This window comes from Kitasatospora sp. NBC_00458 (assembly GCF_036013975.1).
Taxonomy (GTDB): Bacteria; Actinomycetota; Actinomycetes; order Streptomycetales; family Streptomycetaceae; genus Kitasatospora.
This window is the reverse complement of record NZ_CP107904.1, coordinates 5,157,683-5,177,970: the sequence shown is the minus strand read 5'-3', so window position 1 is coordinate 5,177,970 and position 20,288 is coordinate 5,157,683. Positions and strand designations below refer to the sequence as shown.

General features: G+C 74.1%; 18 protein-coding genes. 7 read left to right on the top strand and 11 right to left on the bottom strand.

Annotated elements, in window-relative coordinates; translation table 11 throughout:
- Nucleotides 1-380 precede the first annotated feature (380 nt).
- Nucleotides 381-584 (top strand): cold-shock protein, encoded by a 204-nt coding sequence (locus OG550_RS21580; RefSeq protein ID WP_327679974.1) that lies wholly within the window; start codon nt 381-383, stop codon nt 582-584.
- A 455-nt stretch (nt 585-1,039) separates the two neighbouring features.
- On the opposite strand, the gene OG550_RS21575 is transcribed toward OG550_RS21580, so the two are convergent.
- Together OG550_RS21575 and OG550_RS21570 are read right to left on the bottom strand one after the other, a co-directional pair.
- Nucleotides 1,040-2,386, bottom strand: a complete 1,347-nt coding sequence (locus OG550_RS21575; RefSeq protein ID WP_327679972.1) for a dicarboxylate/amino acid:cation symporter — start codon at nt 2,384-2,386, stop codon at nt 1,040-1,042.
- Nucleotides 2,387-2,479: 93 nt separating this feature from the next.
- Entirely contained in the window at nt 2,480-2,617 is a 138-nt protein-coding gene (locus OG550_RS21570) for a hypothetical protein (RefSeq protein WP_327679971.1), read from the bottom strand.
- 216 nt (nt 2,618-2,833) lie between these two features.
- On the opposite strand from OG550_RS21570, the gene OG550_RS21565 reads away from it, so the two are divergent.
- Nucleotides 2,834-4,078 carry an MFS transporter gene (locus OG550_RS21565; RefSeq protein WP_327679970.1) on the top strand — a complete coding sequence of 415 codons (1,245 nt, stop codon included), beginning with the start codon at nt 2,834-2,836 and terminating at the stop codon, nt 4,076-4,078.
- Between the two features lie 208 nt (nt 4,079-4,286).
- Here the strand turns inward: OG550_RS21565 and OG550_RS21560 are convergent, their stop codons facing one another.
- The 5 genes from OG550_RS21560 to OG550_RS21540 form a co-directional block, all read right to left on the bottom strand.
- Nucleotides 4,287-5,261, bottom strand: a complete 975-nt coding sequence (locus tag OG550_RS21560) for a LacI family DNA-binding transcriptional regulator (protein ID WP_327679968.1) — start codon at nt 5,259-5,261, stop codon at nt 4,287-4,289.
- A 251-nt stretch (nt 5,262-5,512) separates the two neighbouring features.
- Complete coding sequence (locus tag OG550_RS21555) at nt 5,513-5,875, bottom strand: DUF4229 domain-containing protein (protein WP_327679966.1); 363 nt, start codon at nt 5,873-5,875, stop codon at nt 5,513-5,515.
- A 120-nt stretch (nt 5,876-5,995) separates the two neighbouring features.
- A complete protein-coding gene (locus tag OG550_RS21550) occupies nt 5,996-6,535 on the bottom strand; it encodes a GNAT family N-acetyltransferase (protein ID WP_327679964.1) in 540 nt (179 codons plus the stop codon).
- A 22-nt stretch (nt 6,536-6,557) separates the two neighbouring features.
- Entirely contained in the window at nt 6,558-7,916 is a 1,359-nt protein-coding gene (locus tag OG550_RS21545) for an MFS transporter (RefSeq protein WP_327679962.1), read from the bottom strand.
- Between the two features lie 570 nt (nt 7,917-8,486).
- Nucleotides 8,487-9,002 carry an ATP-binding protein gene (locus tag OG550_RS21540; protein ID WP_327679960.1) on the bottom strand — a complete coding sequence of 172 codons (516 nt, stop codon included), beginning with the start codon at nt 9,000-9,002 and terminating at the stop codon, nt 8,487-8,489.
- A 571-nt stretch (nt 9,003-9,573) separates the two neighbouring features.
- Between OG550_RS21540 and OG550_RS21535 the strand changes: the two genes are divergently transcribed.
- Both OG550_RS21535 and OG550_RS21530 read left to right on the top strand, forming a co-directional pair.
- Nucleotides 9,574-10,287, top strand: coding sequence for a sigma-70 family RNA polymerase sigma factor (locus OG550_RS21535; RefSeq protein WP_327679958.1), 714 nt, complete (start codon nt 9,574-9,576; stop codon nt 10,285-10,287).
- Nucleotides 10,284-11,489 (top strand): zf-HC2 domain-containing protein, encoded by a 1,206-nt coding sequence (locus tag OG550_RS21530; protein ID WP_327679956.1) that lies wholly within the window; start codon nt 10,284-10,286, stop codon nt 11,487-11,489. The genes OG550_RS21535 and OG550_RS21530 overlap by 4 nt, the downstream gene beginning before the upstream one ends.
- Before the next feature lie 67 nt (nt 11,490-11,556).
- On the opposite strand, the gene purU is transcribed toward OG550_RS21530, so the two are convergent.
- Both purU and OG550_RS21520 read right to left on the bottom strand, forming a co-directional pair.
- The gene (gene purU / locus OG550_RS21525) at nt 11,557-12,426 is read right to left on the bottom strand and encodes a formyltetrahydrofolate deformylase (protein WP_327679954.1); all 870 of its coding nucleotides are present in this window, start codon (nt 12,424-12,426) and stop codon (nt 11,557-11,559) included.
- A gap of 181 nt (nt 12,427-12,607) precedes the next feature.
- Nucleotides 12,608-13,042, bottom strand: coding sequence for an SCO4402 family protein (locus OG550_RS21520; RefSeq protein ID WP_442906047.1), 435 nt, complete (start codon nt 13,040-13,042; stop codon nt 12,608-12,610).
- Nucleotides 13,043-13,296: 254 nt separating this feature from the next.
- On the opposite strand from OG550_RS21520, the gene OG550_RS21515 reads away from it, so the two are divergent.
- Both OG550_RS21515 and OG550_RS21510 read left to right on the top strand, forming a co-directional pair.
- On the top strand, nt 13,297-14,598 hold the full coding sequence (locus OG550_RS21515; RefSeq protein ID WP_327679951.1) for an ABC transporter substrate-binding protein: 1,302 nt from the start codon (nt 13,297-13,299) through the stop codon (nt 14,596-14,598).
- A gap of 240 nt (nt 14,599-14,838) precedes the next feature.
- Nucleotides 14,839-16,074, top strand: coding sequence for an IS30 family transposase (locus OG550_RS21510; RefSeq protein ID WP_442906122.1), 1,236 nt, complete (start codon nt 14,839-14,841; stop codon nt 16,072-16,074).
- A 141-nt stretch (nt 16,075-16,215) separates the two neighbouring features.
- Here OG550_RS21510 and OG550_RS21505 read toward each other — a convergent pair whose 3' ends face one another.
- Complete coding sequence (locus OG550_RS21505; RefSeq protein WP_327679949.1) at nt 16,216-17,367, bottom strand: hypothetical protein; 1,152 nt, start codon at nt 17,365-17,367, stop codon at nt 16,216-16,218.
- Between the two features lie 174 nt (nt 17,368-17,541).
- Nucleotides 17,542-18,918 (bottom strand): transcriptional regulator, encoded by a 1,377-nt coding sequence (locus OG550_RS21500; RefSeq protein ID WP_327679947.1) that lies wholly within the window; start codon nt 18,916-18,918, stop codon nt 17,542-17,544.
- 325 nt (nt 18,919-19,243) lie between these two features.
- On the opposite strand from OG550_RS21500, the gene OG550_RS21495 reads away from it, so the two are divergent.
- Nucleotides 19,244-19,942, top strand: coding sequence for a bifunctional DNA primase/polymerase (locus tag OG550_RS21495; protein WP_327684027.1), 699 nt, complete (start codon nt 19,244-19,246; stop codon nt 19,940-19,942).
- Nucleotides 19,943-20,288 lie beyond the last annotated feature (346 nt).

Below are 20,288 nucleotides of genomic sequence, written 5' to 3'. Positions count from 1 at the left end.
CGGACACGCCGCGGGAGCGCTGCGGCAGGGCCGCGACGGACCGCGGGGACCGGCGCCACGGCCCTCGCGGGAGCGGCCCGACGCGACGCGCCGATCTCCCCAACGAGCCGTGCAGGCCGCCGGAACGGCCTTGCGACACGTGCCGTCCGGCCCGCAAGTCACCCCTGGTCGTCACAGCAGTCGCATGCTAGCGTTGCCCTCAGTTGCAGTTTGATTCCCCTTGCAGTACTTGAAGCCTGCGGAGCATGTAACCGCAGGCTTTTTGTAGTTTTTCAGCAATATCGAAAAACTCCGGACCCGTCCGGAGGCAGGGCGATCAGCGCAGCGGACCGGGCGCCACACGGTGTGGTCCCCGACACGTCCCTCGCAAGGAGAACGGCATGGCTCAGGGAACCGTCAAGTGGTTCAACGCTGAGAAGGGCTTCGGCTTCATCGCCCAGGAGGGCGGCGGCCCCGACGTCTTCGTCCACTACTCCGCCATCAACGCGAGCGGTTTCCGCTCGCTGGAGGAGAACCAGGCGGTCAGCTTCGACGTCACCCAGGGTCCGAAGGGCCCGCAGGCGGAGAACGTCACCGTTATCTGACCATCCTCATGATGTCCTGATCGCTCGGGACCCCCTCGGGTCCGCCGACGGCCGCCGGCCGTCACCGTGAGCACAAGAGCAACACCCAAGGGGGCCTGCCGTTTCCGGTGGGCCCCCTGCCTCGTCCGGCGCCGCCGCGGAGCCCTCCGCGCGACCTCCCCGTCACGCCTCCGCCGGCAGCTCCCGCCCGATCCGCCCGAGCCGGGAGCCGGGAGCGGGGAGCCGGGAGCGGGGAGCCGGGAGCGGGGAGCCGGGAGCAGGGAGCCGGGAGCGGGGAGCAGGCGAGCGGGGAGCAGGCGAGCGGGACCAGCGCGGGGCAGCGCCCCGGCGCCGCCACCAGCAGCGTGCCGCGCAGCCCGCGGACGGGCCGGCACCGCCCCCGCCGCCCGCCCGGCGAACGCGGAAGGGCCCCCTCCCCGAGGACGGGGGAGGGGGCCCTTCGCGCGGGACCGGTGTCAGGCCGTGGCCGGGGCCTTCGCACCGGCCTGGGCCGGGACGACGGCCGCGGGGGCGTCCGCGTAGAGGTCGCCGGTGGGGTTGTTGTACGCCGCCAGGTCGAGGGTCTTCTCGCGGGCGGCGACCACGATCGGCACGAGGGCCTGGCCGGCGACGTTGGTCGCGGTGCGGATCATGTCGAGGATCGGGTCGATGGCCAGCAGCAGGCCGACGCCCTCCAGCGGGAGGCCCAGCGTCGACAGCGTCAGGGTCAGCATCACGATCGCGCCGGTCAGACCGGCCGTGGCGGCCGAACCGATGACCGAGACGAAGGCGATCAGCAGGTAGTCCTTGATGCCGAGGTCGATGCCGTACACCTGGGCGACGAAGATCGCGGCCAGCGACGGGTAGATCGCGGCGCAGCCGTCCATCTTGGTGGTGGCGCCGAACGGCACCGCGAACGAGGCGTACTCGCTCGGCACGCCGAGGCGCTCGGTGACCCGGCGGGTGACCGGCAGGGTGCCGACCGAGGAGCGGGAGACGAAGGCCAGCTGGATCGCGGGCCAGGCACCCTTGAAGAAGTTGAGCGGGTTGAGGCCCGCGGCGAACTTCAGCAGCAGGGAGTAGACGACGAACAGCACCAGCGCGCAACCGACGTAGATGTCGACGGTCAGGGCGGTGAAGGGCTTCAGCAGGTCCCAGCCGTACTTGGCGACGGACTTGCCGATCAGGCCGAGGGTGCCGAGCGGCGAGAGCCGGATGACCCACCACAGGGCGGTCTGGACGAGCTCCAGGACGGACTCGCTGAGCTTGAGCACCGGCTCGGCCTTGGCGCCGAGCTTGAGGATCGCCGCACCGGCCACGACCGCCAGGAAGACGATCTGCAGAACCTCGACCTCGGTGAACGCGGTGACGATGTTGGTCGGGAAGATCCCGGTCAGGAAGTCGATCCAGCTGCCGGTGGACTTCGGCGCCTTGAGGCCCTCGGTCTTGAGGTTGGTGCCCTCACCGGGGTTGGTCAGCAGGCCGAGGCCGAGGCCGATGGCCACCGCGATCAGCGAGGTGATCAGGAACCAGAGCAGCGTGCGGACGGCCAGCCGGGCCGCGTTGGTGACGTTGCGCAGGTTGGCGACGCTCACCAGGATCGCGGTGAAGACCAGCGGGGGGACGGCCAGCTTCAGCAGCTGGACGAAGATCTTGCCGATGGTCTCCAGGGTGGTGGCCAGCCAGGAGATGTCGGCCGCGCGGGCCAGGTAGCCGAGGCCGATGCCGAGCACGAGGCCGGCGACGATCTGGACCCAGAAGGGGGTCTTGCGGATTCTGGCGAGCACGGACGGCGACGAGGTCGCCTCGGGCGCTGTGGACATGACGGTGCGGCTCCGGGGGAGGCGTTGCTGACGGTGAGGCGGGGCGGGGAAGGCGACACGGCGCGAGGGCCGGGAGGGGAGGTCCGGCCCCGGTCAGGGGCGTGCCGCCGGAATACAGCTCATCGCGCGACAACGGCGCGGGCTGTCCACAGCACCGGGCAGACAGCACTCGCGGGCGGCGCGGGGCTGCGAGCCCAGGCCGTGCATCCGGAGTGCGTCTGAGGTGGTCATGGCCGATACGTTAGCAGTAAAGGTTTGAGATGTTCAAAGTAGTTGTTTGAGTTCCGGACACCCCTCGCCTCCGCGCCCCGACGGAGTCCGGACACGAACGAAGCTGACACACCATCAGATCGACTCGCGGCCCCGATTGACCGCTCGGTGGTTATACGTATAACTTGGATGGCGCCCCCGCACGCCCCCAGCCGCCCAGACCGGAGAACCCCGCCCATGGGCTACCTCGCCCTGCTCCGCGCCCCGCACGTCGGCCGACTGCTCTTCGGCACCCTGCTCGGCCGCCTCCCGGCCGGTATGACCGCCCTGGTGATCGCACTCGCCCTGCGCGACGCCGGCGCGCCGTACAGCCGGATCGGGCTGGCCACCGCCGCGTACGCGATCGCCGCGGCGGTCGGCGGGCCGGTGCTCGGCCGGATCGTGGACCGGACGGGGCAGCCGCGCGTCCTGCTCGCCTCCGCCGTGGTCGCCGGCGGCGGGTACACGCTGCTCGCGCTGGCTCCCGGCTCCGCGATCGCCGCGCCGATCGGTGCCGCGATCGCCGGCCTCGCCATGCCGCCGCTGGAACCCTGCCTGCGTTCGCTCTGGCCCGACGTGGTCGAGGAGGAGCAGCTCGACACCGCGTACGCCTTCGACTCGGCGTCCCAGCAGATCCTCTACGTCGCCGGTCCGCTCGCCGTGGCCGGGATCGCGGGCGCGTTCAGCCCGGTCGCGGCGCTCTGGGTGGCGGCCGGGCTGGGACTGCTCGGAGCCCTGGTCGTGGCCACCACCGGACCGGCCCGCTCCTGGCAGGCCCCGCCGCGCGAGCACTCGGCGGGCCTGCTCGGGCCGCTCCGCTCCCCCGGACTGGTGCTGCTGCTGGTCGGCCTGGCCGGCGCCGGCTGGGCGGTCGGCGCGCAGAACGTGCTCTTCATCGCCTACGCGGAGGCCCACGGAGCGGACGGGCTGCCGGGCGGCGCGGGCACCCTGCTGGCGCTGGCCGCGCTCGGCGGACTGCTCGGTGCGCTCGCCTACGGCGCCGTGAAGTGGCGCAGCACCACCGCCACCCGCACCTGGCTGATGGCGCTCGGCATGGCCGTCTCCTACCTCCCGCTGCTGCTGGTCCCGGGGCCGGCCGCGATGGCCGGACTGGCGTTCCTCTCCGGGATCGCGCTGGCCCCGCTGCTGGCGGCGGCGTTCGTCCTGGTCGCCGAGCTGGCCCCGGTCGGCACCGTGACCGAGGCCTTCGCCTGGCTGGTCACGCTCTTCGCGACCGGCAACTCGCTCGGCTACGCGGTCTCCGGCCACCTCGCCGAGGGGTCGCTGCGTTCGGTGGCGCTCTGCGCGGCGGGCGGGATCGGCCTGGGCGGGCTGCTGCTGTTCGGCGCGCGCCGCTGGATCCGGCCGGCCGCCGCCGCGACGACGGCCGACCGGCCGGTGCCCGCCGAGGCGGCGCCCGCCGCACCGGTACCGGTGGGCTGAGCCCACCCCGAGAACGTGGCTGCGCCCGTCGGGCCGGTGGTCTGGCCGGCGGGCGCAGTCACTCACGCACGTCTTCGTGCGGCCGGTGTCGAGAGCGGTGGCGGGCCGACCCGCACCGGTCCTGGCCCGGCGGGTGCGCCGGACCCGGGAGTCGGCGCGGGTGGCGCGGGTGCGCCGGGCGTGCCGGGCGCAGCAGCCGTGCCGCCGGTCAGGCCGCCCGACCGGGCGCGGTGGACGAACGCAGCACCAGCGCGGTGGCGAGCGGGGCCACCGGTGCGACCGGCTCACCGCGGAGCAGCCCGGCCAGCGCCGCGACACCGGCCCGTCCCAGCTCCTCGCCCGGCAGGTCGACGGTGGTCAGCGGCGGGGCGAGCAGCGCGGCCACCGGGACGTTGTCGATCCCGACCACCGAGAGGTCGGCGGGCACCCGCAGGCCGAGTTCGGCGGCGGCCTGGTAGACGCCGGAGGCGACCACGTCGTCGTCGCAGATCACCGCCTGCGGGCGGGCCGGGTGCTCCAGCAGCCGGTGGGCGGCGACCCGCGCGGCGGACTGCCCCTCGTTCAGGCTGACGCCGAGTTCGAGCACGTCCAGGCCGAACGAGCGGACGGCCTCCTCGAACGCGGCCTGGCGGATCCGGAACGTGTAGGCGGAGTGGGTGGAGCGGAGCCGGCCGATCCGGCGGTGGCCGAGTGCGGCCAGGTGCTCGACGGCGGCCCGCATGCCGCCCGCCACGTCCAGCTCGATGGTCGGACGGGCCCGGTCGGTGCCCGGGTCGGCGTCCAGGAAGACGGCGGGGGTGTCGGCGGGCAGTTCGCCGAGCTGGCTGTCGTCCGGGGAGCAGATCAGCAGACCGTCGAACCGGCTGGTGGTGGCGGCCTCGGCGAGGGTCGCGCTCCCCCACCCGGAGCTCACCACGACGGCCAGTCCGTGCCGGCCCGCCTCCTCGTGGACGCCCTCCAGTACCCGCCCGAAGAACGGCCCGAGGATGTTCGGCACGGCCAGCAGGATCATGCCGCTGCGGCCCAGGCGCAGCTGGCGCCCGGCGGCCTGCGGGCGGTAGCCGAGGCTGCGGGCGGCCTCGCGGACCCGTTCCCGGGTGGCGCCGGAGACCCGGCGGCCGGCTTCGGAGCCGGAGAACACCAGCGAGACGGTGGCCTGGGAGACCCCGGCGAGGCGTGCCACGTCCCGCCCGGTGGGCCGTCGGACGGGGGCCGGCCAGGTCCCGGCCGCGGGCCCGGCGCCGTCGGCCGCGGGTTCCGGTGCTCCGGCCCCCGGGGCCGGATCGTCCGGCTGCCGCCGCGGTACCGCGTCACCGGCAGCACCGGCGCCGGCACCGGCACCGGCACCGGGAGCACGATCCTCGGGCACGGCGGCACCGGTGTCGGCGTCGCCGGGCTCGGCGGAGCTGGAACGGGGCACGGCGGCGGCGCGGGTCAGCTCTGCGCGGGGGAGGCCGAGGCGGAGGGGGCGGCCGAGCGGGCGGCGTCGTCCGCGGCGTCCTCCTCGGCGTTCTGCGCGGCGATCCGCTGGGACGTCCGCGAGCGGATGCCGTCCACCCGGCCGGAGATCTCGGCGGACATCTCGTCGCGCTGCCGGTGCAGCAGCACGTAGCTGAGCGGCGCCGAGACGACCGCGGCCAGCAGGAACAGGAAGACCATGCCCGACTGGCCCTTGACCGGGATCACCTGGAAGTGCCCCAGCAGCAGGGCGACCAGCAGGCAGCCGAGGAAGATGGAGACCCGCATGGAGGTGTAGCGGAGCGTGGCGTGCGACTTCTTGCTCACATTGCTGCTCACCGGGGACACGTCCTTCTCTGCGCGGGGCTGGCCGGTCTCCCAGTGAAGCATGCCCGGACGGGCCGGCGGGGAACGGGTCCGCCGTCCCCCCGCCCGGAGGCGTTCCGGCGGGGGTCCCGGTCAGCGCAGGTCGAGCCACATGGTGACGTCGTCGCGGTCGTCCCCGGGCGCGACCCGGATGGTCCCGGGGACCCGGCCGACCTCGACGTAGCCGCTGCGCCCGTAGAACTCCTCCAGGCCGAGCCCGCCGCGCACGTACAGCCGCAGGCCCGCCAGGCCCCAGTCCCGGGCGGTCCGTTCGGCCTCGGCCAGCAGTGCCGCGCCGTAGCCGCGCCCCTGGAGTTCGGGGTGGACCATCACCCGGGAGAGCACCCGCCAGTGGTCCATCGGCGCGAAGCGCACCGACTCGAAGACCAGCAGGCCGGCCAGCCGGCCCGTGCCGCCCTCCCGGGCGACCAGCAGGCGGTCCGGCCCGGCCGGCGCGATCCCGGCGAACTGCTTCTCCGCGGTGACCCGGACCTCGTCCTCGGTGACCGGTGCGACGAAGCCCACCGCACCGCCGGCGTTGCTGGCGTCGGTCCACAGCCGGGTGATCTCGGCGCGCAGGCCGGGGTCGAGACCGGGGTCGAGGGTGAAGTCGAGGGTGGAGGTGGGCGCCATGGCCTCGGAGCCTAGCCGTCCCTCACGACAGGGCCGGAGCGAGCCGTTCCGGTCCGGCCTTCCGCAGCGCCAGGCAGAGCACGACGGCGACCGCGCAGAGCCCGCCGGCGGCGTACCAGGCGAGGTCGTAGTCGCCGAGCGCGTCCCGGGCGAGGCCGGCCAGTCCGGCCACCACGGCCGCGCCGATCTGGTGGCAGGCGAGCACCCAGCCGAAGACGATCGGCGCGTCGTCGCCGAAGTGGCGGCGGCAGAGGGCGACGGTCGGCGGCACGGTGGCCACCCAGTCGAGCCCGTAGAAGATCACGAAGGCCAGGATCGGCGGCTCCAGCGAGCCGGCGAACAGCTGCGGCAGCAGGAGCAGCGAGAGTCCGCGCAGCGCGTAGTAGACGACCAGCAGCCCGCCGGAGTCGTAGCGGTCGGTGAACCAGCCGCTGGCGACGGTGCCGACCACGTCGAAGACGCCGATCAGCGCCAGCAGGCTCGCCGCCGTGGTGACCGGCAGGCCGTGGTCGTGGGCGGCCGGGATGAAGTGGGTCCCGACCAGTCCGGCGGTGGTCGCGCCGCAGATCGCGAACGAGGTGGCCAGCAGCCAGAACGCCCGGCTGCGGGACGCGGTGCGGAGCACCCGCAGCGAACGGGCCATCGCCCGCCCGTCGGCCGCCGCGGCCGGGGGCTCCTCGGTCGCCCCGTACGGGAGGAGGCCGAGGTCGGCGGGCCGCTCGCGCATCAGCACCAGCACGGGGACGGCGACCGCGGTCGCCGCCAGCGAGACCACCACGACGGCCGAGCGCCAGCCGTGCTGCTCGACCAGCCAGGCGCCGACCGGCAGGAAGACCAGGTTGCCCGCCGCGCCGGCGGCCGTCAGCACCCCGGTGACCAGCCCCTGGCGGGCCTGGAACCAGCGGCCGGTGATCGTGGTGGCGAACGCGCCGGCCATCGAGCCGCTGCCGAGGCCCACCAGCACGCCCCAGCAGAGCACCAGTTGCCAGGGCTCGCGCATCAGCATGGTCAGACCGGCGCCGACCGAGATGGTCAGCAGCGCGCAGACCACCACCAGCCGGACGCCGAACCGGTCCATCAGGGCGGCGGCGAAGGGGGCGGTGAGGCCGTAGAGGGTGAGGTTGACCGAGGTGGCGCTGGATATCGTGCCCGTCGACCAGCCGAACTCGTGGTGCAGCGCGCCGATCATCAGACTGGGCGTGGAGCGAAATCCGGCCGAGCCGAGCAGCACCAGCAGGGCGACCGCGGCCACCACCCAGGCGTAGTGCAGCCGGGGCGGACGGCTCGGCGCGGGTCCGGCGGGTGTGGGGCGGGCGGGGGCGGGTCCGGCCGGAGCGTGCCCGGTGGGGGCGGGGCGGGCGGGGGCGGGCGGTTCGTTCACCCGGCCGAGTCTCCCGGCGCGCCCCGTGGGCGGCGAGGGGCGCGACTGCCAGCTTTCGTCGGAATCGGGACAACGAGGGGCGGTTACCGGCCGACCGGATCCGGGCGTCCGGCTGGCGGACCCGGTGGCCGGAAACGACCGCTCACGAAGGGCGGATCGGATGGCGGCGGGCCGCACGCACCCCGAGCACGGCACGGCCGACCGCCATCCAACCTCGACGCGCGGGCCCTGAACCCGCGCTGCACCCTCCGCACTCGCCAAGGAGCCAGCGCACGACCGGCAGACTGCGGCCCCCCTGCTGACACGATCCCCCTGGACAGCAGCACCACAGCGGCGTTCGGGTGTTCCCTCGGCGTCCCCTCGCAACGAAGAGCTGCACCCAAGAGTGATCAGTCGGATACGTCACGTCAATGGGTTGTCCGAAATTCGGAATGGTTGCGTCAGGTTTCGGCCCGGCGATCACCGGACCGCCGCGGACCGGCTCCGGGACCACCGTCCGGTCGCACCCCGGCCCGGTACCGACCCCGTATCGGCCCCGGTACCGACCCTCGGCGCCCGGGTGAGCACCCGTCACTGGGCCAGCGCGGCCCAGTCCACGGTGAGCAGCGGATCCGCCGGCCGGACGTCCGGACTGATCTCGCACCAGACCCGCTTGCCGGCGCCGTCCGGGTACCAGCCCCAGCGGTCGCAGAGCAGCTCGACCAGCTCCAGACCGCGCCCGTTGGTGGCGTCCACGTCCGGCCCGGCGTGCCGGGGGGCGGGGGCGGCCTGGCTGGCGTCGGCGACCTCGACCCGCAGCGGGCCGACCGTCGCCGACTCGCGCACGCCGACGGGCGGTGCCGACCCGCCCGGGCCGTCACCGCCCGGGCCTTCGCCGATCGGGAAGCAGAGCCGCAGCACGGCCGGACAGCCGGTGTGCACCACCGCGTTGGTCACCAGTTCGGAGACCACCAGCACGACCGTCTCGGCGATCGGCGCGTCCGGGTCGACGCCGTGGTTGAGCAGCCGCGAGCGCACCCACCGACGGGCCCGGCCGACCTCGGCGGGGTCCGCCTGCACCGCCAGCTGTACCTGTAGAACCTGCACTGCTCCACCACCTGCACTCGCAGTTCGGCCATCGTCCGGCCTCGCCTGATCGCCCGGCCTGCCCGGGCACTCACCGGGCCGCCGTCCGTCGGGCCGCCGCCCACCGGGCCGCCGCACGTCGCTTCGGGTACGGCGCACCCGTGTCTCCTCGTCCGTCGCGCACCGGCCGCGACACGAATACGCCTCAGGATGATTCGGCGGACCGGCCGCAGCAAGCGCTTCAGGCATATTCCAGCGATCGGGGGACAGGGCAGGGCATACTGTCCCGCTCACCCTGGCGAGCCTCGGACCGGCGACCGCCCGGCCCCGGCCGACCGGCCGAAGACGCAGAGGTGAACCTACCGCCGTCCGCCCCCGCCGCCGCACCCGCCACTCGCGAACCACCCGTACGACATATGTCCGACCGCCTTCGAACGGGGCCCGGCCCGGGCGGCCGGATCGGCCGCCCATCCCGCGGTCCGACGATCCGGGGCAGGCTCCTCCGTTCTTCACGGATTCCCTCCACCGCCCGAACGGCGCGGGATACCGTGGGTCGGGTCAGCGGTCGGTACGGCAGGAGGGGTGGTGACCGATGGCCACCACCGACGGCGCCCCGCGCTGGGACGAACAGCTCCAGCGGCGCCTGGCCCGCGGCGAGGAGACCGCCCTGGGCGAGCTCTACGACCAACTCGCCCCGATGGTCCACGGGTTGGCCGGGCGGATCCTCGCCGATCAGACCGCCGCGGCCCAGCTCACCCGGGAGATATTCGCCCACGTCTGGGAGCACCCCGAGTCCTTCGACCCGGCCGGGGGATCGCTCCGCTCCTGGCTCGGCGCGCTGACCCACCGCCGGGCGGTGGACCGGCTGCGGGCCCGCCGCCTGGCGGAGGCCGGACCGGTCGGCCCCGGCGAGGACGGCGCCGCCGAGGAGGAGATCCGGACGGTCGCCACCGCCGCGCGGGTCCAGTACGTGGTCGCCTCCCTGCCGCAGCCGCTGCGTGAGACGATCGCGGAGTCGTACTACGACGGCCGCACCTACCAGGAGACCGCCCGCCGGCTCGGCATCAGCGAACAGACCGCCAAGCAGCGGATGCGGCTCGGCCTGGATCTGCTGGCCACCGAACTCGAAGAGGAACGCGCCCGGCACCGGGGCACCCCGGCGCCCGGGCGACCCGGCGCAGCGCACGACGGGAAGCGGAGCGGGAAGCACGGCGAGCAGGACGACGGGACGACTGGCGGGACGACCGGCGGGACGGACGACCTGGGATGCGGCAACGGCCGGCGGACGGAGGGCGGGGGAACGTGACGATCACCGACGATCAGCACGAGGCCCTGCGCTCCCTGCTCGGTGCCTGGGCCCTCGGCGCCGTCCCGCACCGCGAGGCCGCCGAGCTGGAACAGCACCTGCGGTCCTGCCCGGAGTGCGCCGCGGAGGCCGCCCGGCTGCGCGAGGCGGCCGGCTGGCTCGGCGTGGACGAACCCCTCGACCAGCCCGGCCCGCTGCGCCAGCAGGTGCTCGACTGGTGCCTCGGACGGCGCCCGGCCGACCTGCCCGTCCCGGCCTGGGGCGCGCCGTACACCGCCGAGACCGCCAAGCTCGACGCGCTGCTCCGCGACCTCGGCCCGGAGGAGTGGCAGGAGGTGGCCGAACTCCCCTGGCACGGCGGCACCGACTACCTGCGGCCCGCCGAGGTGCTCTGCCACCTCGCCGCCGTGGACGGCTACCTGGCCGTCGCCCTCGGCCTGCCCGACCCCGTTCCGGGCGGCGCCGCGCAGGCCGTCACCCGACGGGTGCCGCCGCAGGAGGCCGTCCCGCCGCTCCCCCGGGTGCCGGCGCAGGGCGGCCCGCGCTGGGCCGGGATCACCGAGCGGACCGCCCGGCTGACCGCCGAGCAGGCGGGCCAGCCGCCGCAGCGGGTGCGCGCCCGGTGGCGCCGGCACTGCCACGAACTGGTCCGCTCCGCCGCGCTCACCCCGCAGGGCAACACCCCGGTCGACTTCGGCTTCGCGACCGTCCCGCTGCGGGACGCCTTCGTCGACCGGGCCTTCGAGTGCTACGTGCACGGCGAGGACGTGGCCCGGGCGGTCGCCTACCCGTACGCCCCGCCGGCCCCGCAGCACCTGCGGCAGATGATCGACCTGGCCGTCCGGATGCTGCCGTTGGTGTTGGCCGGACAGCGCGCGGCCCGGCCCGAGCACGCCGGGGCCACGGCCGGCACGCCCGACGGGCGGACGGAGGGGCGGGCCGACGGCGGCGGGCGGACCGGCCGCCTGGTCCGGCTGGTGATCGACGGACCGGCCGCCGGCGAGTGGCTGATACCGCTGGACGGCCCGGAGTCCGGCCCGCCCGGGGGCGAGCCGGTGGCGTCGCTGGTGCTGGACGGGCTGGAGTTCTGCCAGCTGGCCGCCGCGCACCGCGACCCGGACCGGGTGCCGGTCGGCGAGCACGGCGACCGGGCCGCGATCCGCGAGGTGCTGCGCGCGACGCCGCTGCTCTCCCGGCCCTGAACCCGGAGCCGGACCGGCCGTGGACCCGGAGCCGGACCGGCCGTGGACCCCGCGGGCCGGACCGGCCTCAGGCGAAGACGACGGTGCGCGTCCCGTTCAGCAGCACCCGGTGCTCGCTGTGCCACTTCACCGCGCGGGCCAGCGCCTGGCACTCGACGTCCCGGCCGAGCGCGACCAGCTGGTCCGGGGTCACGTCGTGGGTCACCCGGGCCACCTCCTGCTCGATGATCGGGCCCTCGTCGAGGTCGGCGGTGACGTAGTGCGCGGTGGCGCCGATCAGCTTCACGCCCCGGGTGTGCGCCTGGTGGTACGGCTTGGCGCCCTTGAAGCTCGGCAGCACGGAGTGGTGGATGTTGATCACCTTGCCGGAGAGCTCGGTGCAGAGGCGGTCCGAGAGCACCTGCATGTAGCGGGCGAGCACGACCAGCTCGACGTTCTCCTTGGCGACCAGGTCCAGCAGCTGCTGCTCGGCCTCGTCCTTGGTGTCCCGGGTGACCGGGATGTGGTGGAACGGGATGCCGTAGCCCTCGGTCAGGTCCCGGAAGTCGGTGTGGTTGGAGACCACCGCGACGATCTCCACCGGCAGCGCGCCGATCCGGGTGCGGAACAGCAGGTCGTTGAGGCAGTGGCCGAACTTGCTGACCATCAGCACGATCCGCAGCTTCTCGTCGCTCGGGTGGATCTGCCAGTCCATCCCGAACGAGGCGCCGATCGCGGCGAAGCTCGCCCGGAGCTTGTCGACCGTCACCGGCTCGACGGCGGAGAAGTGCACCCGCATGAAGAACAGCCCGCTGTCCCCGTCGCCGAACTGCTGGCTGTCGATGATGTTGCACCCGGTCATGAAGAGGTAACTGGAGACCGCGTGGACGATGCCCTGCTTGTCGGGGCAGGACAGCGTGAGGACGTACTGGGCGCTGGCCGCCGGCTGCTGTTCCACGGTGGTGGTATCCCGTCCTGAGCTCGTGCTGGAGTGAATGGCCCAGCGTTTCACACTCGGGGACGGGCCCGGCCCCGCTGCCCGTACTCCGGGACGGACCCCGGGACGGACCTCGGAGCGGCCCCGCAACGGACCCCGGGACCGGTCGGGCCCGGGCCCGACCGGGCGCCGGCCCGCGGCCTCAGACCTGGGTCAGGATCCGCAGCACGTCCAGCGAGCGCGGCGGGACGTCCGGGTCCTCACCGTCGTTGACCGCCAGCTTGGCGTGCGCCTCGCGGGCCGCCCGGACCGCCTCCGGCCAGCCGTGGTGCGCCAGGTACGCGGAGGCCGGGGCGTCCGCGCCGACCTGGTGCAGTATCCCCACCGCCCTCAGCACCGCGACGTCGACCAGCGCGGCCTCCGCGGAGTCCCGGAAGATCGTGCCGACGTACTTCTCCGCCGACCAGCGGTCCAGCCAGGTGTCCTCGACCAGCCGGTAGACGGCGTCGGTCACGTCGCCGTACCCCTCGCGGCCGGCCAGCCAGGTGTCCTGCTGGAACGCGGGGTCGGAGAGCATGTGCAGCGCCGAGCGCAGGCGGGCCCGCCAGCGCCACCAGGGCAGGTCGTTGAGCGACATGCCGCCCATCGTGCTGGAGCGGTGGCCCGGACGAGAAGGGTTTCGGGCAGACCGATACGAAGATTCTGTGCTGGCGGACATGGTCAACGATCGTACGTTCCCCCACCGTTCGTACTCCACTCCCGGTCTACACGCGTCCGTGCCCGGAGTTCTGTCGCCGTTTCCCGGCCGTTCGCTTTTAGGCCCTCTCGGCTTGCGGCGCCGGGGCTTGGCTGGTGTCCGTGCGCAGGACAGCGCCCAGGGAGGGAAGACCGATGACCAGCCGAAAGGGCTCGTCCCAGGACATGCGCCCCAACGCGGGACGGCGCCGCCGGCGCCCGATCGCCGCCGCGGCCACCGCCGCGGTGCTGCTCCCGACCCTCTTCTCGGCCTCCGCGTGCGGCGGACCGGCCGACGCCGCGACCGGCAGCGGCGAGCTCACCGTGATGACGTGGGCCCCGTCCGGCACCGGCTCCGCCGACCGGCCCGGGATGACCGCGCTGGCCGAGGCGATCGGCCGGGACATCAACGTCAAGGGCGGCCTCACCGGACGCCCGCTGCGCGTGATCACCTGCAACGAGCACAACACCTCCGACGGCGCCAAGGCCTGCGCGCAGCAGGCGGTGGACGCCAAGGCGGTCGCCGTGATCGGCTCCTACAGCCAGTACGGCGACGACTTCATGCCCACGCTGGAGCGCGCCGGCATCCCGCTGATCGGCGGCTACGGACTCTCCCAGCCGGAGTTCAGCAGCCCGCTCTCCTACCCCGTGGGCGGCGGCATGCCCGCCCTGATCGGCGGCAGCGGGCGCCAGCTGGTGGAGGCCGGCTGCAAGTCGGTCGCCCTGATCCGGCCGGACACCCCGGCCGGCGACAACCTGCTCGGCTACCTGGGCAACGCGCTCCGGCCGGCCGGCATCAAGCTGCTGGACGTCAAGGCCCCGGAGAAGTCCAACGACTACTCCCCGGCCGTCCGCAAGGCGGTCGGCACCGACCAGCCGGGCAACTGCGTCACCAGCGCGCTGGGCGCCGAGCCGACCGGCAACCTGCTCGACGCCTTCCGCCGGACCGGTTCGAAGAACACCCGGATCGCCTCGGTGATCGGGAGCGTGCAGCAGTCGGTGGTGGACTCCACCGGCGGCGACACCGGCCCGCTGGCGGGTGCCTTCGTGACCGGGTGGTTCCCGCCCGAGTCGGCCAAGATCTGGGACGGGCTGCGTGCGGTGATCCGCGCCGACAGCGCCGCCGGCAAGACCATCGACGCCGCCGACCCCGGGGTGCAGACCACCTGGGTCGCGTACCAGGTGTTCCAGCAGGTCGCCGAGCGGCTGAACGGGGCCGGCCGCCCGATCGGCAGCAAGGCCGTCTCCTCGCTGCTGGACAGCGGCGAGCAGATCGACGTCGGGCTCACCCCGCCGCTGAACTGGGGCACCACCAACATGCTGCCGAGCACGGAGTCGCCCCGGCTGGTGAACACCTGGGTCACCTACCAGGTGGTCAAGGGCGGGCAGATGACCCTCCAGCGGCCCGGCTTCGTCGACGTGCGCTGGGTCCTCACCGGGGGCAAGCCGCCGGCCTGACCCAGCCCGCACGGAGGGGCCCCGACCGACCTTGGGTTCTAACGGTCCTCGCAACACCCGTGATCGATGGGAGTTGCGGGGACCGTGGGCGTTGGACGCGATGATCTTTCGGGGTTGAGGGAGCGTTTCCTTGCGCGGCTGGATGCCGTGGGGAACGTGACCGTGGTGGCGCGTGAGCTGGGGATGAACCGGAACACCGCCTTCGGCTGGGCCCGGAAGGCCGGACAGAGCTCGGTGCGCCTGCCACGGCGGCACCCCGGGCGCGACGAGTACGAGCGGCTCCGGGCCGGGGGTGTCGCGCGTCAGGAGGCGGCCCGGCGGGTCGGTGTGAGCGAGCGCACGGCCAGGGACTGGGACCAGGGCGTCAAGAAGAGTGCCATGACGCGGACCTATCCCGACGGCCGCCGTGTCGACTACGCCACCGGGACCGTCACGATGTGCGGTGTGACCACGGCACCAGTGGGCCTGACGGCCCTGGAACAGCAACTGCACCCGAGGTTCCTGACACTGGCCGAGCGCGAACGGATACGGGATCTCCAGGCACTCGGTCAGTCGTTGCGGGCGATCGGACGTGCCCTGGGGCGGCCGGCGAGCACGGTCAAGCGGGAGATCGACGCGAACTCGGGCAGCAAGGGATACCAGCCCTACGCGGCCCACCGGGCGGCCGCCGCACGCAGGCCCCGGCCCAAGGAGCGCAAGCTGCTGCGCGAGGGACGACTGCGCGGCTTCGTGCAGGACAGACTGCGCGTCCGGTGGTCACCGGAACAGATCTGCCACGCTCTACCGACGGAGCATCCCGACGACGAGAGCATGCGGGTGAGCGTGGAAACGATCTACCAGGCGCTGTACTTCCAGGCCCGTGGCGGCCTGAAACGGGAAGTACAGGCAGCCGTCCGCTCCGGCCGGACCCGCCGCAAACCCCGCCGCGACCCCGAGCGGCGCACCCCGCGGTTCATCGACCCGATGGTGATGATCAGCGACCGACCCGCCGACGTCGAGGACCGGGCCGTGCCCGGTCACTGGGAAGGGGACCTGATCATCGGCGCGGGCGGCCGCTCCGCGATCGCCACCCTGGTCGAGCGCAGCACCCGTTACACCATGCTGGTCCACCTGCCGGGCGGTGCCCACGACGCCGAGACCGTCCGCGACGGCCTCGTCCGCACCATCCAGACCCTGCCCGCCCACCTGCGCGGCTCCCTCACCTGGGACCAGGGCAGCGAGATGGCACGCCACAGGCAGTTCACCATGGCCACCGGCATGCCCGTCTACTTCTGCGACCCCGCCTCACCCTGGCAACGCGGTTCGAACGAGAACACGAACGGGCTCCTGCGGCAGTACTTCCCGAAGGGAACCGACCTCAGCCCGCACAGCCCCGAAGACCTCGAACACGTCGCCCAAGAACTCAACGGCCGCCCACGCAAGACGCTCGGCTGGGATACCCCAGCCGAGCGTCTACGTGATCTACTCACCACCTAAAACCAAGTGGTGTTGCGACGACCCCTTGAACCCAAGGACCAGGTCCGGGCCCTTCGCCGTTTCCGGGGCCGCCGGTCCCGGCCGTCCGGCACACCGGCGCCGCCCCGCGTCCGGGCGGGGAGAGCGGAGAGGGCGGACGGCTCAGAGGTCGCCGTCGGTGCGGGTCGGCAGGCCGGTCTGGCCCGCGACGGTGTTCCAGAGCCCGGCCGCCTGCTTCTTGGCGTTGGTGGCGGTCCCGCTGGACTGCACGGCGTTCTTGTAGTGCTGGTTGTCGGTCTTCTTCGGCTCGCAGCCGCCCTGCGCGTCCCCGGCCCAGGCCGCGTACTCGTCGTCGGCGGTCGCCGAGGCCGTCCAGGCGGCGTTGAGCTGCTCGACCAGCTGCTGCCCGGAGGGCAGCTTGTCCGTCTTCAGCGCGGCCAGCTTGGTCTGCAGTTCCCGGCGCTGGCCGGCGGCGGCGGTCAGCGCCTGCTGCGACTCGGGCAGCTTCTCGCACTTCTGCACCGAGCCGACCGCGCCGATCACGGCCTGGCGGCTGTCGTTGGCGGTGCCCAGCAGGTCGGAGAGCGCCTGCGCCTGGGCCTTGACCTCGGGGCTGACGGTGGCCGTCGACGCGCCGGCGGTCGGGGTGGCGGCGGGCGTGCCGCTGCCGGTCACCGCGGGGGCGGCCTTCGGCTCCTGGCTCTTCGGCTCGTCCTTGTCCATCAGCACGGCGACCAGCACGGCCGCCGCCAGGCAGCCGGCCACCACCCCGCCGACGACCAGCTTGGTGGACGAGCGCCCGCCGCGTCCGCCGGGGGCGGCCTGGGCCGGGTAGTCCTGGCGCTCCTGCCCCGGGTACTCCTGGACGGCCGGCGGGTAGCCCTGGTAGCCCTGCTCGACCTGCGGGAAGGCCTGCGTCGGCTGGGTCGCGAAGCCCGGCTGGGCGGCCGGGTAGCCGCCGCCCTGCGGCGGGCCGCCGGCCGGGTACGGCGGCAGGTACTGCGTCGCCGGCGCCGGGTCGGACTGCGGCGCCCCGGGGTAGCCGGGCTGCGGTGCGCCGCCCCAGGCGCCCGGCTGGGCCGGGATGGCCTGGGTCGGCAACGCGCTGTCGCCGAGGTACTCCGGCTGCCCGGGGGACGGCGCCGCCTGGGGGTGCCCCGCCTGGGGGTGCCCCTGTTGCGGGTGCCCCGGCTGCGGACCCGGCTGCACCGGGGGCTGTCCCTGCGGCGGCCCCTGCTGCTGACCGGGCTCCGGTCGGAACAGGTCGTCCAGGTTGAAGTCACCCGAGTTGGGGTACGAGCGGCGCTGGCTCAACGCGATTCCTCACCTGTGCAGGACCGCGCGCTGACGGCGGACCACATCTCGTCGGTTCTTGGGGGCATCACAGTTCCTTGGACGTCGCGCCCACGCTACCGGTTCGACGAACCGGCCGACCACGTGGGCGGTCCATCCCTCACCGACCCTGCACGCACCCCGCCGACCCCCCGCTCAGGCGGCCTCCGCCTCGGCGCGGGCCTGGAACTCGCGGACCACCCGCTGCTCCCGGAACGGCTCCAGCCTGCGCCGGAACTCGTCCAGGTACTCCACGCCCCGGTTGGACCGCAGCCCGCTCAGCAGCCGGACCGCCTGGGCCCCGGTCTCGCAGGCCCGCTCGACGTCCCGCTGCTGGAGCTGCGCCGTCGCCAGCAGGACGAGGTCCACGGCGCGGCGCCGGACCCGGGTCGGCGGGTGCAGGTCGAGCGCCCGGCGGGCGTAGTGCTCGGCCTGGCCGGCCTGTTCCAGGTCCCGGTGGCAGTGGGCGAGTTCGTCCGCGAGGTAGGCGTCGTCGAAGTGGACGATCCAGTCCGGGTCGTCCTCCGGGCGGCGCTTCTCCATCATCTCCAGCGCCTTGGCGGCCACCGCCTCGCAGGCCCGGGCGTCGCCGAGCAGGGCGTGCCCGCGCGCCTCCGCCGCGTAGAACATCGCCATCGCCGTCGGGGTGGCCACCGAACGGGCGCCCTCCTGCGCGGCGCGGGCGAGCTGGGCGATCTCCCGCGGGTTGCCGAGGGTCGCCGCCAGGTGGCTCATCGACGCCGCCAGCACGTACCCGCCGTAGCCGCGGTCGTCGGCGGCCTGGGCCAGCCGCAGCGCCTGGATGTAGTAGCGCTGGGCCAGGCCCGGCTGACCGGTGTCCACCGCCATGTAGCCGGCCAGCTCCGTCAGCCGGGCCACGGCCGCGAAGAGCTGACGCCCGGTCTCCTCGCGGTAGGCGCCGCCGAGCAGGCCGGAGACCACGCTGTTGAGGTAGTGCACCACCACCGGGCGGACGTGCCCGCTGCCGAACCGGTGGTCCAGGTCGACCAGCATCGCGGTGGTCGCCTTGATGGCCGCGACGTCGGTCGGGCCGACCCGCGTGCCGCCGGTCCGCGCCACCACCGGGTCGGGCGGCGTGATCAGCCAGTCCCGGCTCGGCTCGACCAGGGCGGAGGCCGCCACCGTCGCGCCGGTCAGGAAGTCCCGGCGCCCGACGTCGCTGCGCCACAGCTCGCAGACCTGCTCCAGTGCGGCGCCCAGTGTCGGCGCGAACTGCAGCCCGATCCCGGAGCTGAGGTTCTTGCCGTCGGCCATGCCGATCTCCTCGACCGACACGCTCCGCCCCAGCTTGCGGCCGAGCGCCTCGGCGATCACCGCCGGCGCCTGCCCGCGCGGCTGCTGGCCGCGGAGCCAGCGCGCGACGGAGGTCTTGTCGTAGCGCAGGTCCAGACCGTGCTCGGCACCGCAGAGGTTGACCCTCCGTGCCAGACCGGCGTTGGAGCAGCTGGCCTCCTGGATCAGCTGCTGCAGGCGCTCGTTGGGCTGTCGTGCGACAAGTGGTCTCGCGGCCATTGGCTTCGCCTCCCCACACCCTCCGGTCCGGCCGGCGGGCGACGCTTTCTGCTGATCTCTGTTGCCGACTGTCCGACCATCCAAGGAATCTGACACCAGGTTAGCGATCAGCAACGCCAGCGGGATACCCACGGTGACGATCCCCACCCCCCACGCGCCCGGGAAAATGCTCCCGTGCGCCCCCACTGCGCCCACCCCGCCACCCCCGGCGCTCTCCGACCCGGTCCACCTCACCGATTCGGGTGATTTGCCGCCGAGCGGCGGACCGTCCGGCACCGGACCGTAACCCGCCTCACGCACGGTAGTTGAGCAGCCCGTGGAAGACATCCCCGACTCCCCCGACCAGGGCGGCAGCGCCGAACTGCCCCCGCTGCTCATCGAAGCCGTCGGCTACGCCGAGAACCGTCACTGGGAGGTCGCCCCGGGCGCCTGGCTGATCGACGGCGACGGCCCGGCCCACTGCTCCTGCGCGGACCCGCGCTGCCCGCTGCCCGGCGCCCATCCGATCGACTCGGACTGGGCGCGCAAGGCCAGCGCCGGGCCGGGGGCGGTGCGGCGCTGGTGGACGGAGCGCCCGGAGGCGTCGATCCTGCTGCCCACCGGGCGGTCCTTCGACGTGCTGGACGTGCCGGAGATGGCGGGCTGCCTGGCGCTGGCCCGGATGGAGCGGATGGGCCTCCAACTCGGCCCGGTGGTCGTCGCCCCGGCGGCGTCGGGCCGGTCCGGCCGCCGGCTGCACTTCCTGGTCCTGCCGGGCGTGGCGGCCAAGCTGCCGGAGATGCTCCGCAAGCTCGGCTGGCCCTCCGGGCGGCTGGACCTGGTGGCCCGGGGCGAGGGCGACTGGACGGTGGCCCCGCCGTCCCGGGTCGGCCCGACCGGGTTCGCCCAGTGGGCCCGCTCACCCTCCGCGCTCAACCGCTGGCTGCCGGACGCCGCCGAGCTGATCAGCCCGCTGGCGTACGCGTGCGGACGCGAGGCCCCTTCGCTGCCCGACCGCCCGGCCCAGCCGGCGGCGGTCCGCTGAAACCGGCCGCCGAACCGGGCCGCTGAGCCGGTCGGCCGAACCCCCGGCCGGCCGCCCCTGAACGGCCGCCCTACGCCTATCGGGTGAGGGCGTGCAGTGCGCGAGACCCCGCGCGCGAGTGACGGGCCTTGTCTCCCACCGGAGACGGGGTCCGTCATACGCATGTCCGGATAAGGCTTCCGTGTACCCGCTGGTCAACGGGCGAAGCCGCTCGTACGAGTGACGACGCTCAAGGATTGCCATGATCGACCGAGGGGAGGAATTCCACCGTGAGGGGCCGCCGGACGGGGCGCTCGGACGGGGAAGCCGGGCGAGGCGGGACGGAGGGGACGGGAGGGAACGGGAG